Annotated in this window: 13 protein-coding genes; 9 read left to right on the top strand and 4 right to left on the bottom strand. The window is 58.2% G+C overall.

Annotated features, from left to right (window positions below):
- Positions 1 to 340: 340 nt before the first annotated feature.
- Positions 341 to 3,457 (bottom strand): PKD domain-containing protein, encoded by a 3,117-nt coding sequence (locus RRB22_09795; protein MDT8384697.1) that lies wholly within the window; start codon positions 3,455 to 3,457, stop codon positions 341 to 343.
- A gap of 632 nt (positions 3,458 to 4,089) precedes the next feature.
- On the opposite strand from RRB22_09795, the gene RRB22_09790 reads away from it, so the two are divergent.
- Complete coding sequence (locus RRB22_09790; GenBank protein ID MDT8384696.1) at positions 4,090 to 4,932, top strand: phosphatase PAP2 family protein; 843 nt, start codon at positions 4,090 to 4,092, stop codon at positions 4,930 to 4,932.
- Positions 4,933 to 5,011: 79 nt separating this feature from the next.
- Here RRB22_09790 and RRB22_09785 read toward each other — a convergent pair whose 3' ends face one another.
- The 3 genes from RRB22_09785 to RRB22_09775 form a co-directional block, all read right to left on the bottom strand.
- Complete coding sequence (locus tag RRB22_09785) at positions 5,012 to 6,637, bottom strand: ATP-binding protein (protein MDT8384695.1); 1,626 nt, start codon at positions 6,635 to 6,637, stop codon at positions 5,012 to 5,014.
- 99 nt (positions 6,638 to 6,736) lie between these two features.
- Complete coding sequence (locus tag RRB22_09780) at positions 6,737 to 7,570, bottom strand: HDOD domain-containing protein (protein MDT8384694.1); 834 nt, start codon at positions 7,568 to 7,570, stop codon at positions 6,737 to 6,739.
- 55 nt (positions 7,571 to 7,625) lie between these two features.
- Positions 7,626 to 8,705 (bottom strand): folate-binding protein, encoded by a 1,080-nt coding sequence (locus RRB22_09775; protein ID MDT8384693.1) that lies wholly within the window; start codon positions 8,703 to 8,705, stop codon positions 7,626 to 7,628.
- A 177-nt stretch (positions 8,706 to 8,882) separates the two neighbouring features.
- Here RRB22_09775 and sdhC point away from each other — a divergent pair, with 177 nt between their 5' ends.
- The 8 genes from sdhC (at position 8,883) to RRB22_09735 (ending at position 14,182) form a co-directional block, all read left to right on the top strand.
- Positions 8,883 to 9,263 carry a succinate dehydrogenase, cytochrome b556 subunit gene (gene sdhC, locus RRB22_09770; GenBank protein MDT8384692.1) on the top strand — a complete coding sequence of 127 codons (381 nt, stop codon included), beginning with the start codon at positions 8,883 to 8,885 and terminating at the stop codon, positions 9,261 to 9,263.
- A complete protein-coding gene (gene sdhD / locus RRB22_09765; protein MDT8384691.1) occupies positions 9,260 to 9,601 on the top strand; it encodes a succinate dehydrogenase, hydrophobic membrane anchor protein in 342 nt (113 codons plus the stop codon). The genes sdhC and sdhD overlap by 4 nt, the downstream gene beginning before the upstream one ends.
- A 28-nt stretch (positions 9,602 to 9,629) precedes the next feature.
- Positions 9,630 to 11,390, top strand: a complete 1,761-nt coding sequence (sdhA, locus tag RRB22_09760; protein MDT8384690.1) for a succinate dehydrogenase flavoprotein subunit — start codon at positions 9,630 to 9,632, stop codon at positions 11,388 to 11,390.
- A gap of 105 nt (positions 11,391 to 11,495) precedes the next feature.
- Positions 11,496 to 12,191, top strand: a complete 696-nt coding sequence (locus RRB22_09755; GenBank protein MDT8384689.1) for a succinate dehydrogenase iron-sulfur subunit — start codon at positions 11,496 to 11,498, stop codon at positions 12,189 to 12,191.
- Positions 12,192 to 12,205: 14 nt separating this feature from the next.
- On the top strand, positions 12,206 to 12,493 hold the full coding sequence (locus RRB22_09750; GenBank protein ID MDT8384688.1) for a succinate dehydrogenase assembly factor 2: 288 nt from the start codon (positions 12,206 to 12,208) through the stop codon (positions 12,491 to 12,493).
- Positions 12,450 to 12,902, top strand: coding sequence for a protein YgfX (locus RRB22_09745; GenBank protein ID MDT8384687.1), 453 nt, complete (start codon positions 12,450 to 12,452; stop codon positions 12,900 to 12,902). Before RRB22_09750 ends, RRB22_09745 begins: the two co-directional genes overlap by 44 nt.
- 161 nt (positions 12,903 to 13,063) lie before the next feature.
- Positions 13,064 to 13,426 carry a hypothetical protein gene (locus RRB22_09740; protein MDT8384686.1) on the top strand — a complete coding sequence of 121 codons (363 nt, stop codon included), beginning with the start codon at positions 13,064 to 13,066 and terminating at the stop codon, positions 13,424 to 13,426.
- A gap of 90 nt (positions 13,427 to 13,516) precedes the next feature.
- Complete coding sequence (locus RRB22_09735; GenBank protein ID MDT8384685.1) at positions 13,517 to 14,182, top strand: DUF1614 domain-containing protein; 666 nt, start codon at positions 13,517 to 13,519, stop codon at positions 14,180 to 14,182.
- The last annotated feature ends 76 nt before the right edge of the window (positions 14,183 to 14,258 follow it).

The following is a 14,258-nucleotide window of genomic DNA, read 5'->3' as shown; positions in this document are numbered from 1 at the left end:
CTTGCTGTCTTGCTGTCTTGCTGTCTTGCTGTCTTGCTGTCTTGCTGTCTTGCTGTCTTGCTGAGAGTTCCTACTAATAGTTCTTGCCGATCGGTTTATTAACGCGCCTGCAAGCATCGTTAGTGGATGGATGGAGCGCATTCACAGGGGTGAATGCGGTCTGGTAGCTCCCGATTTAATGTCGCCGACAATCGCCGTGTCGATGGCTTATCGAAACCATGAGAGAGGGCTAACAATAGCGAGGGATTGTTAGGCTGAAGCCGCTATGTATCGCGGCTCTGCCCTCACTATTGTGTCCTGCATTTCGATGTTCTCCATCCACCCCGCTGAATGCGCCCGATCAATCCCATTGCCGATCACTGACTCTATGGCAGCCTGATTCGGCGCAGTTCTTGTTTTGCGCCACGGTGCCGGCCCTTCCACCGTTGTGATCCGATTTGGGTTCGAAATCCCTCTCATGGCAGGCGGCGCAGAAGGGCGCGTAGGTTTGTGAGGGGTAGCGAATGTTCTCATCATTGTCGGTATGACAGGAGCGACAGGTCAGCCCCAGGCGTGAGTTGTGGTCGCCCGGGTAGTCACCGTTGCGCAGATGCGTGTAGTTATTCGCCGGCGCCCAGCCGTTGGTGGAGTGACAGACGTTACAGTCCTCGGCGGTGACGAAGTGGTTGCCTGGCTGTCCGTTGGCGGTATTGCCGTCGTGACAGGAGGCGCAGTTGCCGGTGATGCCCTGGTGGTCGAACACGCCGCCCACGAAGGTCGCGGTGGTATGGCAGTTGGAGCAGTCCAGGCTGGTGTCGACGTGGTCCACCGTCTTGCCGGTGGCGATGGTGCCGTCGTGACAGTCGGCGCAATTGTCGACGATGCCGGTGTGATCGAAGGTGGCGGGAATGAAGCCGGTGGTGTTGTGGCACACCCCGCAGTCCTGGTTGGTGACGACGTGGGTAGTCGTTTTGCCGGTGGCCAGGTTGCCGTCATGACACTCGCCACAGTTATCCACGATGCCGGTGTGATCGAAGGTAGCCGGGATAAAACCGGTGGTCTGGTGACACTGGTTGCACTCACTGTTGGTGGGCACATGGTTGGCGATCTTGCCGGTGGCCGTGGTGCCGTTGTGACAGTCGCTACAGGCGCCCACGACGCCGCTGTGGTCATAGGTGGCGCCGGCAAAGGCCGTGGTGTTGTGGCACACGGAGCAGTCCTGGGTGCGACCCTGGCCATCGAGAATCGAGATGTGATCCACCGTCAGACCCGTGGCACTGGTGCCGTCGTGGCAGGAGGCGCAGTTATCGACGATGCCGTCGTGATTGAACACCGCCGTGGTAAAGGTGCCGGGGACGTGACAGACGTTGCAGTCCTCGGTGGTGGGAAGGTGGCCGGCGTTCTTGCCCGTCGCCGAGACACCATGGCAGTTGTCGCATCGTTGGTTCAATACTTCAGGGCTGGTGTGATCGACATACGCATCGTGGAAATCGGTGGTGTTATGACACGCGCCACAATCCTCGGTCGTTAGTGGGTGGGGGGCTGGCGCATCGGCCTTGCCACGGGCCCCCATCGTTACAAAGCTACCATCGTGACAGGAGCTGCAGTTCGCCGTGATGCCGGTGTGGGCAAAAGTCGTGGCACCGGTGAACACATCGGTGGTATGGCACAGATAGCAGTCCTGCCCGGTCGGCACATGGGGGTCGGCCTTGGCGGGTGCGGAGGGGAAGTTGCCGTTGTGGCAACCTTCGCAGCCGCGGGTGATGCCGTCGTGAGTAAACGTGGAGGTGATAAATCCACCCGTGGTGGTGTCGGCGTGACACACACTGCAATCCTCCACGGTGGGGATGTGGTCGACTGTCTTGCCGGTGCTGATCACGCCGTCATGACAGGACACGCAATTCCCGGTTACTCCCGCGTGGTCATAGCTTGCGCCTACGAAGCTGTCCGTGCTGAGGTGACAGACCGAGCAATCGTCGGTGGTCGGCAGGTGATTCGCATCCTTGCCGGTGCTGATCACGCCGTCATGGCAGCTGGCGCAGCCGTTGACGATGCCGGTGTGATCAAAGATGGCGTCGGCAAAGGCCGTGGTGTTGTGGCAGAGGATGCAATCCTGATCGGTGGGCAGGTGATCGATGAGCTTGCCGATGCTGTTCACATTATTGTGGCAGGAGTCACAGCGAGTCACGACAGCGGCATGATCAAAGGTGCCGCTGGTGAAGGTGCCCGGGGTATGGCACGCCGCGCAATCATCTCCGTTGGTGGGGATGTGATTGAGGGACAGGCCGACGGCGGTGATGCCGTGACAGGAGTCGCAGCGGTTGCCCACCACATCCGGCCCGGAATGATCAACGAACGCGCCGGTGAAGCTGACGGTGTTATGACACATCGCGCAATCGGTAGTGGTAGCAAGATGTCCCGGTGCCGGTGCCGCGTCTTTACCCGTTGCATTGGTGCCGTTATGGCAGGACTCACAGGCCTGCGTCACCGAGTCGATGACGGCGTGATTGAATGTACCGCCGAGATCGAAGCTGAGCGTGTTATGGCAGATGACACAATCGACGGTGGTCACGGCATGGGTCGGCACGGCATCGTCTTTACCGGTGTTCATGCTGCTGCCATCAATGTGGCAACTGTCACAGCGCACATCCGGCGCGAGAGTGCTGTGGTCGAAGATGGCCGGTAAAAAGCCGTTCACGGTGTGACAGTAGGAACACTCCTTGTCGGTCGCGATGTGGTCGGCATCCTTGCCCGTGGCGATAGTGCCGTAGTGACAGGTGCTACAGACCCTGGTAATACCGGTATGGTCAAAGCTGCCGTCCGGCTCCAGTTCCAGGAAGGCGGTGGTGGTATGGCAGTCATCGCACTCGGCGTCCGTTGGGGTGTGCCAGATCGACTTGCCGGTGGCAATAGTGCCGTTATGGCATTCGCTACAGCTGCCGAACACCTCCTGATGGTCGACAAAGGGCACGATGGCAAAACCGTTACGCAGCGTGGAGTGACAGGCCTGGCACACATTGCCGGTGGCGATGTGGTCCGCCGCTTTGTCGGCAATCGGGCTGGTCTGGCTATTTACGTCGTTATGGCAGCCCACACAGTTGAGTGACAGGCCGCCGTGGTAAGGCCCGCTCACGCGACCGGCCTCGACAATCGCGATGACCCGCTGACTGGAAATGCCGCTGGCAGTGACCACCAGTTGCACCCGGTAGGTGCCGGTGACGTCGGGTGTAAAGCTGGGGTTGGCGGTGGTGGCGCCCTGCAGCTGCGCCGTGCTGCCGGCGGGGCTGGCGGTGAAGGACCAGGCGAAGCTCAGCGGATCGGCGGATGAGGTGCTGGAGCGGCTGCCATCCAGGGTGACCGGTTGGCCCGCGCCGATCTCAATAACTTTACCTGCATCCGCGATCACCACGGCAGTGGCATTGACAGGGGTTCTGGGTACGGAGGGGATGACCGGTGTGGGAGTGGGTGCGGGTGTCACCTCGGGCAAGGGTGTTGTGGTGCCGTCATCCGTGCCGGATGAACAGCTCGTGGTTGTAGCGAAAACAACCAGCAGTAATATCAATAAGCAGTTATACAACCGCTGGCTGTTTGGCGCTCTGCACCTTCCGTGAATAATCATTGCGTACACCCCCTAACTTTAACCTGGATCCGCGGTTAAGCCACGGATTCAGGTTTAATAGCCTCAAGACTAGGCCTGCAATTTTTGGATGTCTAGAACTAAATCATCAATAGTAAGAACTAAATCACAAATATATAAATACCACTACAATTAAGGGGTAAATGCATATCCGTTGCGCCTATATCAGTGTGATTTGTATAACGAAAAGTATGACGAAAAGTATCCCGAAAACGGAAAATATTGTGAGGGCTGTTGACACGCAAAACCTTGCGGCAGCACACAGTTCGGTACATTTTCTTGCCGACGCGTTTGCACTTTTGTCTCGTCGCAACACTGTCGTCGCAACATAATGGATGACCGGGCAGATACCTGCTGACAGGGACGTTGTCATGGATTGGCCTGGCAGGTGCTGCCGATATTCGTCACATTTTTCAGTGATAGCCGAAGGTAATCATGGCATTGCACACAGGATGCGGGTCTGGGTGGAAAATATGAAAGTATATTCAGAATCCATTTTTCGATGGCCGCCCAGACTGCTGTGGGCGGTGATGGCCTGTGCCGCACTCGGCGGTTGTGCCGGCTCGCCCAGTCAGCCCGTGCAGGGCCAGCCGGCCTGGGGGTCGCAGGCGACCCTGTTCCCGTCCTGGCAACGCATCGGCCGCGCCGCGGCAACGGCCGCGCGTGATCCGCAGACCTGGGCCCCGGCCGCCGGTGCGATTGTGTTCAGTGCCACCGACTGGGACAAAACGGTCAGTGACTGGGCTCAGGATCATCACCCTGTCTTCGGTAGTCAGGACGCCGCGTTGGAGGCCAGTGACGATCTGCGTGACGGCGCCAAATACGGGGCCATCGCCACCGCGTTGTTGACGCCCAATGGCCCTGATGCCACCACGGCCGTGACCGGCAAGCTCAAGGGTATGGGATTGCAGTTGGGTGCCTACTTTGCCACCGAGAGTGTGACCACGGTGTTCAAGCGCAGCGTGGAACGTCGTCGCCCTAATGGGGCCAATAACCGCAGTTTCCCTTCGGGCCACACCTCGGCGGCATTTGCGGCAGGCACGCTGGCGCGCCGCAATGTGGCGGTGTCCGGATTCGGCCCCATGACGACGCGCGTACTGGATGTGGGCTTTGTGTCACTGGGCGTGGGTACCAGCTGGGCGCGCGTGGAGGCGGGGATGCACTATCCCTCCGATGTGTTGGCCGGCGCCGCCCTGGGGCATTTTATTGCGGCCGTCGTCAATGACGCCTTTGTGGAGGGTCAGGGCCCGTTGCCACAGATGTCGTTGCAGGCATGGCGGGGCGGGATGGAGGTGGGGCTGGAGTGGGCCTTTTAGTGGAATAAGGTGTGCGGTTGCGGATCGGCCGGTTTGTTGGTGGGTCACCATCCGCGGTGGCAGGCGCGTCCTTCTTAATCTACGCGCCCCTCCTGTCCAACAGTTGGCGTATGCGTACCAGCAGTGTCCGCCCGGCATAGGGTTTGTAGAGCATGTTACGCAGTAGTGATTCGTCTTTGACGCTGTCCTGGCGATCGCCTGAGAAGCCGCTGACCATCTGTATCTTCAGCTCGGGAAACTCTTGCTGGGCCCGGGCGGCTAGCTGATAGCCGTCCATGTTGGGCATGATGACATCGCTGATCAATAGATCGATGTGTGTCTGTTTCAGCACCGCTAACGCCTGGATGCCATCGCAGGCCGTCAATACACGGTAACCCTGTTCGCTGAGGATCTGTGCGGTAATCCGCTGCAATTCGGGTTCGTCATCCACCACCAGAATGGTTTCGGTGCCGCGCAGGTCCAGATCTCTGCTGCTCGCCGCTGCCTGGGACGGGCTGGCCTGTTGTTGGCTTTGCGGAAAGTAAAAGGTAAAGCGTGTGCCGTGCCCCGGTTCCGATGAGACCTTGATCGTGCCGAGGCTGCGTTCGACAAATCCGTACACCTGGCTCAGCCCCAGACCGGTGCCTTTGGTCCCCTTGGTGGTGTAGAAGGGGTCGAATATTTTTGCCTGCGTGGCCTTATCCATGCCGCAACCGGTATCGGTGAGGCTGAGCGATACATATCGTCCCGGGAAAATCCCCAGCGACTCGGCCTCTTCCGAATCACATTGCAGGTTTCGGGTCTGGATGGTCAGTTTTCCACCCTTACCCATGGCGTGCATGGCGTTGATGCTGAGATTGATGATGGCGTCTTCGAGCTCGCCGCTGTCCAGCGCCACCGGCCATAAACCCTGCTCCAGGTCGTATTTAAGCTGGATGCGAATAGTGAGGATTTTCTCCAGCATCAGTTGATGGTTGCGCAACAGGGTGTTGATATCCAGCACCGTGGTGTCGGCGTTTTTCTGCCGTGAAAAGTCCAGTAATTTGTTGGTGAGGGATGCACCACGCTGGGCGGCGTGGCGTATATGTTTGATGTACTCTTCCACCGTTGGCTTCTTGTCGGCAACGGTCTCCAGCAGATCCGTGTAGCCCAGAATAATGCCCAGCATGTTGTTGTAGTCGTGCGCAATGCCGCCGGTGAGTGTGCCCAGGGCGTCCATTTTTTGATGGCGCTGGAGTTGTTCGTCATGCTGTTTCATGCGACTCAAATCGGCGCAGGTGGCAATGAGGCGCTGTTTACAGTTAGTGTCTGCGTTGAATCCCGGTAACTCCGCTACCGAGAGATTGAGGGGAAAGCGGTTTTCATTCTTACGTTTGCCTTCTACCTCCCGGCCTATGCCCAGCACGTGTTGTATGCCGGATTGCAGATAGCATTGCAGAAAATCATCGTGCCGGCTTGTGCAGATGGTGGGAATCAACTGGCGGATATCCCAGCCAGTCACCTCTTCCGCGGTGTAGCCAAACATGGTTTCGGCGGCGTGATTAAAACTGAGTATCGTTCCGTTCGCCTCAATGATGACAACGCCGTAGGCGATAGTGTTCAGCGCGCTGGCGAGATAGGCCTCGTGCTCATCAACTGACTGCGCGATCGTCGCATCAGTATCGGTGGAGACAGGCGCAAGCGCCTTGCTATCATCCCTGGCAGGTGTGTGGATTTTTTTCGACACTATCTTATGACCGGAGGATGTACGGTATGCGGTTTATTCGATCCCTGCCCTGACTCACATGCGGTGATACGGTTGGTTGATCCATCGTCTGTTCTGCCGTCAGCCGGTCAGCAGTTTGATGATCTCGGCAATCTCGTCGCGCGCCTCTTCGAGGGTGGCGATACTGTCCTCCGGGCTGATGCCGAGCTTTTTGAAGGCGGGCACGGTGGTCCAGTCGACGCGGGTTACGTGGTGGCTTTTTCCGGCGTAACTCAATAGATTGGCGATGGTGACCACGTCGGCGATATCCACTTGCGCACTGTCCCGGGTGAGGTTTTCGTGTTCGGCGACGGCGGTGATCAGCTCAGGGGCAAAGTGCCAGGTTTGCACGATCACCTTGCCGAGCACGGTGTGCAGTTTGCTATCGAGGATATCCAGTGCCGCGGCGTCGTTGGCCAGCTCGGGGTCGTTTTCCGCCTTGGTGATCAGCGGGAGTTTGCCGATGTCGTGAATCAGGCCGGCGAGCATGGCGTCGTCGGGCTTGAGCTGGGTGAAGCGGTTGGCGAGGACGTGGCTGATGGCGGCCACATGAGCGCTGTGATTCCATAATGTGGCGATGCGTTTCTTGAGTGCATCGTGTTTGCTGTGGAACAGCTGGTTCACCATGAAGGAGGTGACGATATTTCGCACCACGCTGATGCCCATGCGGGTGATGGCGGCCTGGACGTTTTCGACCGGCGAGGCCGCCCGCACCAGGGGGCTGTTGGCCACCTGTATCATGCGCGCCGAGAGCGCGGCATCGGTGCTGATGACCTTGGCGATGGTTTTGGCGGTGGCATTGGGGCTGTCGATGACATCATTAATTTTCAACGCGACCTGGGGCAGGGTGGGCAGCCTCAGTCGATTGGCCCGCAGATCGGCCAGTATATCTGCAATCAATTGCTCCGCGCTCATCTTTTAGCCTTTCCTGTGACGATGCCCCCTGCGTCTCAGGATGGGGAGATCGTGGTTATTGTTTTTCCTCCAACATATACGGCAGCTCGAGCAATTTCAGTAGGGGGCCGTCGACATTTTTTAGCCGCAATTGTCGCTGCTCGGCGCTGCTGATTTCGATGACCGCCAGCAAATCCGTGCCGCCATCGGGGTTGCTCTGGGCGCGAACCACCTTGCCCACCCCCTGGCCGGAGTCCGAGCCTTCGGCAAACAGGGTCTCGCCGGGGGCGATCGTGGCCTCATCATCCGTGTGGGCGAGGTACATGCGGCGTTTCAGTTTGCCTAGATAGTGCATGCGGGCGACGATCTCCTGCCCGGGATAACAGCCCTTCTTGAAACTCAGCGCGTTGATGCCTTGCAGGTTGATCATCTGCGGCACGAAGGCCTCCTGGGTCTCGCTGACGATCTCGGGTATGGCGGCGTGAATGTCCTGTAGCGTCCAGCTCCTCTCGCCGACGGGCATTGCCCCGGCGGACAGTTGCGTCCACAGCGCGCTGAGCGCCGGAAACTCGCCGACGATCTCATAGCGGGTGCCGGCCTGAACACAGATGATCGTGAGCCCATCGCTCTGGGTCACCGCATCGGTGGCGGCGGGCACGGTCGCGACACGGCTGGCCAGCCGCCGGGCCGCCTGCGGGCCGGCAAAACCGATGCGCAGCAATGTGTCGCTGGCATCCTCCAGGGTGACCTTGCTCATCATCACAAACATGCGCAGCCGCTTGAGGGTGGGTTCAAGAATTTCCCGGGGTAACCGCAAGTAATAACAATCATCACGCTGGAACAGACGGAAAAAGGCCAGGATGCGCCCCTTGGGCGTGCAATAGGCGTTGAGTTGGCTTTGTAACGGTGAGACTTTCCGGACATCATTGCAGAACTGGTTTTGCAGAAAACCGCTGGCATCGGCGCCATGGGCGCTGAGCAGGGCATAGTGGGAAAGGTCGCACAGGATGTGCGTGTCGCCCTCACCCAGGGCGGCCAGGGCTGCACGTTTTTCAGCGCACGCATTGTCCGGGGTATCGCCAAAATGTGTTACGTGTGCGTCATCCCAATGGGCGCCCTGGGCAGTGAGAAAGGCTTTCCAGTCTGCGTGAGTCATAATTTTTCATCGACCTTGAGTGAAGTATGCGGAGTAAAAACAATCTGTTAATGATAGCCAATATTGATTAAGGTAGTAATATCGAATGGTGGATAGTGTTAACGGCTAGCTGCCTGTGCGGGGCCTGGCGAATGCCGTTTTAACGTGGTGTATGAGTGGTGAGTTGAGTGGTGAGTAATGAGTGCCCTGGATAACAGACCGATTTACCTGAATCTGTTGAAAATACGTCAGCCCGTTACCGCGGTATTGTCGATTTTCCACCGCCTGTCCGGTATCGCCATGGTGCTCCTGTTGCCTGGCCTCGTCTATCTATTGAATTTATCGCTGCGTGACCAGGCCGGTTTTGACCAGGTGGCGGGTCTGCTCAACAGTATCCCTGCAAAATTAGTGGCTGTTGGCCTGTGCTGGATCTTCGCGCACCATCTGCTGGCCGGACTGCGGTTTTTGATTCTGGACTTTGACATCGGCGTGGAACGGGCGGTGGCCCGCCAGACGGCCTGGCTGGTGCATATGGCGGCGGCGCTGATCGCCGCGTTCAGTGCAGGGCTGCTATTTTGAGTTGGCGCGCTTCTTCCGGTTTGCGCTCCTGGCTGACCCAGCGACTGACGGCGTTGTATATCGTTTTTTTCCTGGTCGTGTTTGCCGTGCTCTGGGGTGGCGAGCCGATCAACTTCGAGGCCTGGCGGCGGTGGGTGTCACACCCGGCGGCCAATATTGCCTTGCTGTTATTCATTCTCTCGCTACTGATGCACGGCTGGATCGGCGGCCGTGATGTGGTGATGGATTACGTGAAATCGGTCGGGCTGCGGTACGTGCTATTAATCGGCTTCGCCTTGAGTTTGATGATCCTCGGGCTGTGGACCTTGCGCATTTTATTGGCCGTGGGGAACAGTTAGTGGGCGCTATGAGAGGGGAACAGGCAGCATGAATATCGAACGGCGCAAGTTTGATACCCTGGTGATCGGTGCGGGGGGGGGTGGCCTGCGTGCGGCGCTGCAGATGGCCGAGGCCGAGAGTAAGGTGGCGGTGGTGTCGAAGGTGTTTCCCACCCGCTCGCACACCGTGGCGGCCCAAGGCGGCATGAATGCCGCGCTGGGCAATGTGATGCCGGACAACTGGCATTGGCATATGTACGACACGGTGAAGGGCAGTGATTATCTCGGTGATCAGGATGCCATCGAATACATGTGTCGCGCCGCCTCGCATCTGGTGATTGAGCTGGAACACGCCGGCGTACCATTTTCCCGTCTGGCCAATGGCAAAATCTATCAGCGGCCGTTTGGTGGCCAGAGCCAGAATTTTGGTGGTGAACAGGCGGCGCGCACCTGTGCCGCCGCAGACCGTACCGGGCACGCGATTCTGCACAGCCTGTATCAGCAGAACATCCGCGCGAAAACCCATTTCTTCGATGAATATTTTGCCATCGACCTGCTCAAGGACGAGGCCGGTTATATCCTCGGCGCCATGGTGCTGTGCATCGAAACCGGTGAGCCGCTGATCATCGAGGCAAAGACCACCCTGCTGGCGACCGGCGGGGTGGGCCAGCTGTTTCGCAACAATACCAATGCGCGCATCAATACCGGTGATGGCATTGCCATGGCGTTACGCGCGGGTATCCCGGTGCAGGACATGGAGTTTTTTCAGTTTCATCCCACCGGCATCGCCGGCAAGGGCATGTTGATCACCGAAGGCGTGCGTGGCGAGGGCGGTTATCTGGTGAACAACACCGGTGAGCGTTTTATGGAACGCTACGCGCCCCATGCCAAAGACCTGGCCAGCCGTGATGTGGTGAGTCGCGCCATCGCCATTGAGGTGCGGGAAGGACGCGGCTGTGGGCCTCGTGCCGACCACGTGCTGCTCAAGCTGGACCATCTCGGTGAAGAGGTTATCAAAAAACGCCTGCCGGGCATTCGGGATATGGCGATGACTTTCGCGCACGTGGACCCCATTGATTCGGCGATACCGGTTTTCCCTACCGCCCATTACACCATGGGCGGTATTCCCACTAACCGTTATGGGCAGGTGGTGGTGCCGATGGCGCAGAGCGCCGAGGAGCCCATTCCCGGACTCTATGCGGTGGGTGAGTGCGCCTGTGTCTCGGTGCATGGCGCCAATCGCCTGGGCGGTAATTCACTGCTGGATATCGTGGTATTTGGCCGCGCGGCCGGGAATCATATCATCGACTACCTCAAGGAAAACCGTTATCACCGACCGCTGGATGAGACCAGTGTCGACAAGGCCATCAGCCGTATTGCCCGCTGGGCACAGGAAGGTGAGGGTGAGTCCGTCGACAAGCTGCGCGGTGAACTGCAGGCAGAGATGGAAAAGTATTGCGGTGTGTTCCGCACCGAGGAGGTGCTCGTCGAGGGTGTGGAAAAAATCAGGGCGCTGGTGGCGCGGGTAGAGGATGCGCGGCTGCGGGACCAGAGCAAGGTGTTTAACACCGCCCGCATCGAGGCGCTGGAGCTGGAAAATCTCATGGCGCTGGGCCTTGCCACCATAGAGTGCGCACTGGCGCGCCAGGAAAGTCGCGGCGCGCATTCGCGGGTGGACTACCCGGAGCGGGATGACGAGCGCTGGATGAAACACAGCCTGTATCACAGCGACGGCCATATTGACTATAAGCCGGTGCGCACCAAACCGATGACGGTCGATTCCTTCCCACCCAAGCCGCGCGTGTACTGAATACGTCGTATTGGGTAGTGGAGAATTTTATGGGGTTTTTTATCGTGTTTTGTAGAGCAAAAAGCTACAGCAAAGAGCTATAGGAAAGGGGAATAGGAAAAGGCTATGCGATTTCTGATCCACCGTTACAACCCTGAGGTCGACAAAAAACCGCGTATGCAGGAATACACGGTGGAAGGTTTTGAGTCCGGCGCGATGTTGCTGGATGCGCTGTTTCGCATCAAGGAAGTGGATGACAGTTTGAGTTTCCGCCGTTCCTGCGGCGAGGGGGTGTGTGGGTCGGATGCGATGAATATTAACGGTCGCAACGGACTGGCCTGCATCACGCCACTGAAGTCGCTGAAGGAACCCGTTGAGGTGCGGCCGGTGCCCGGCCTGCCGGTGATTCGTGACCTGGTGGTGGACATGCGGCAGTTCTATCACCAGTACCGCGCCGTCAAGCCGTGGCTGACGGTGCATGATCCCGAACCGGAAACGGAGTATCTACAAACGCCGGAGCAGCGCGATCGGCTGGACGGGCTGTACGAGTGCATCTTGTGCGGCGCCTGCTCGACCTCGTGCCCCTCGTTCTGGTGGAATCCGGACAAATTCCGCGGCCCGGCCGCCCTGTTGCAGGCCTGGCGTTTTCTGGCCGACAACCGGGATCAGGCCACGGCCGAGCGCCTGGAAGAACTTGAAGGCCCTTATCGCCTGTTCCGTTGTCATGGCATTATGAATTGCGTAGATGTCTGTCCCAAGGGATTGAATCCGACCAAGGCCATCGGCAATATCAAAAAAATGATGCTCAAGCATTTAATCTGATCACCGCGACCGTCATGCCGGCATCTCACCACACGACACCTTCCGAGCGGCTGCGGCAGGAAAGAAATCGCATCCACTGGCAATGCCGGCGGGGCATGCTGGAACTGGATGATCTGTTGCAGGGCTTTCTGCATCAGGCCTTCGATGGACTGGACAGCCGCGAGCGTAGCCAGTTTGAGAATCTGCTAAAGTGTCATGACAATCTGCTACTCGAATATCTGATGGGGCGCACCGTGCCAGCAGATCCGGACACTGCTCATGTCGTCAACAAAATCCGCGCCGCCGCTCAGGCTCAGCCCTAAACCCTCCCGCATCCTCATTGCATTGCTAACCGTGGGGCATCTTGGCGCTATCGCCATACTGTTGCCGCTGGATATTCACCTCATCATCAAACTGGGCATTGCGATCGTACTTGCCGTTAGCCTGGTCATTGCGGTGCGTAAACAACCGGGCAGAACCGGCGAGGGCGGTGTGCAGACGCTGATTTGGCAGGCCGATGGTGACTGGCTGCTGGAGACGGCCGACGGCGAAACCCTGGATGCGCGCCTGCATGAATCGACCTACGTGCATCCCTGGCTGGTAGTGCTGAATTTTCGGCTCACAGACCGACCGGGCCTGTTGTCGTTTACGCTGGCCCCGGATGCATTGGACAAGGAGACCTTCAGGGCGCTGCGTGTGCGCCTGAAAGTCGAGGGCGATTCGCAGCAGTAGAGACAGCAACAGGGCCTGCAACAGCGGGCCGGCTGTTGAGCCAGGCCGACACACGAACCGGCAATTGCCGCGTTATGGCCGATGCCCGGCTACCACTCTGGCCAATGGGGTCTATCATTACCAAAGAGAGTAAGAGAGATTCTATAAATAGAGGAGGGGTTATGCACCCAGTGCTTGCGGTTGAGTTCATTGCCAGGGCCGGTGACGCAGAATTCAAAGAGGAAAGTATCACCTTTCACGATCCTGAGGCGTTCTTCGAGTTCATTGCCCCGGGCGGTGGGTGTGAAAGAATTCCTGATGAGGTCGGCGAGATCCGGGTCATATTTCTCCCCGCGGAACACCCCAATGTGCAGAATCCGGTCGCCGATGTGAACGCGATGCTCCAGCTGCATCGGGTGATATTCACCGGTCCGCTCGCGGAAATCCTGCAAACCGGTGAACAGATTCTGGATCGCGTCGGGCGGGGCGAGCTGTCGCCCTCATTTCTTGCGGTGAGCGGCATCCTTATTCATGCACCTTGTTAGTAGTAATCTGCATTTGGCTACTGCCAGTTAGAATGCCGGTCAGAGAATTGAATAGAATGTCGACGTGTGTGTCGGCAATGGACGAGTAATATGTGGCAACGTTTTTCCCCGATCCCACTGTTCCTGTTTTTGTTTGTGCTGGCTTTTTTGCTGGCGTTTATTCAGCTGGGTATCCTGAGTATCGTATTTGATAAGTTGGGTCTGTCCATGTCGGGCGCCTATCTGTTACTGCTCTGCTCCCTGTTCGGCAGCGCCATCAATATACCGCTGGTGACGATCCATTCCGAAGCGCCCCAGCGGGAAATGCCGCTGAGCGTATGGCAACTGCTGCGCATGAATCATCTTGTGTTTGAGAACAAGACCGTGATCGCGGTTAACGTGGGCGGTGGCATTATCCCGTTCGGATTCAGCCTCTATCTTCTCGCCAATACGGACGTCAGTTTCCTGCATGCCTTGCTGGGGATCGGTCTGGTCGCCGTTGTCAGTTATATCGCCAGCCGGCCCATTCATGGGCTGGGGATTGGCATGCCGATACTCATTGCACCGATCAGCGCGGCCCTGGCCGCCCTGCTGATAGACCCGGCGCACAGCGCTCCGTTGGCCTATATTGCCGGGACGCTGGGGGTGATTATCGGCGCCGATCTCCTGCGCCTCAGGGACATACGCCATATGGGAACCCCTATTGCCTCGATCGGCGGCGCGGGTACCTTCGATGGCATCTTTATTACCGGCATTGTGGCGGTGCTGCTGGCCTGATCTGACGCTGCATCATTTATCCGATGCATCCTTCGCCAGGCTGGAATATAGTTTCACATCAACAAAAATAATCATG

It is taken from the genome of Gammaproteobacteria bacterium (assembly GCA_032250735.1).
In the GTDB taxonomy this organism is placed as follows: domain Bacteria; phylum Pseudomonadota; class Gammaproteobacteria; order SZUA-152; family SZUA-152; genus SZUA-152.
The sequence above is the reverse complement of the archived record's forward strand: the minus strand, read 5'-3'. Positions and strand labels throughout refer to the sequence as shown.

Excerpts from the sequence above, each read along its gene's own strand:
- RRB22_09790 (MDT8384696.1), top strand. The coding sequence starts at position 4,090 with ATGAAAGTATATTCAGAATCCATTTTTCGATGGCCGCCCAGACTGCTG.
- RRB22_09780 (MDT8384694.1), bottom strand. The coding sequence starts at position 7,570 with ATGAGCGCGGAGCAATTGATTGCAGATATACTGGCCGATCTGCGGGCC.
- RRB22_09775 (MDT8384693.1), bottom strand. The coding sequence starts at position 8,705 with ATGACTCACGCAGACTGGAAAGCCTTTCTCACTGCCCAGGGCGCCCAT.
- sdhC (MDT8384692.1), top strand. The coding sequence starts at position 8,883 with ATGAGTGCCCTGGATAACAGACCGATTTACCTGAATCTGTTGAAAATA.
- sdhA (MDT8384690.1), top strand. The coding sequence starts at position 9,630 with ATGAATATCGAACGGCGCAAGTTTGATACCCTGGTGATCGGTGCGGGG.
- RRB22_09755 (MDT8384689.1), top strand. The coding sequence starts at position 11,496 with ATGCGATTTCTGATCCACCGTTACAACCCTGAGGTCGACAAAAAACCG.
- RRB22_09750 (MDT8384688.1), top strand. The coding sequence starts at position 12,206 with ATGCCGGCATCTCACCACACGACACCTTCCGAGCGGCTGCGGCAGGAA.
- RRB22_09745 (MDT8384687.1), top strand. The coding sequence starts at position 12,450 with ATGTCGTCAACAAAATCCGCGCCGCCGCTCAGGCTCAGCCCTAAACCC.
- RRB22_09740 (MDT8384686.1), top strand. The coding sequence starts at position 13,064 with ATGCACCCAGTGCTTGCGGTTGAGTTCATTGCCAGGGCCGGTGACGCA.
- RRB22_09735 (MDT8384685.1), top strand. The coding sequence starts at position 13,517 with ATGTGGCAACGTTTTTCCCCGATCCCACTGTTCCTGTTTTTGTTTGTG.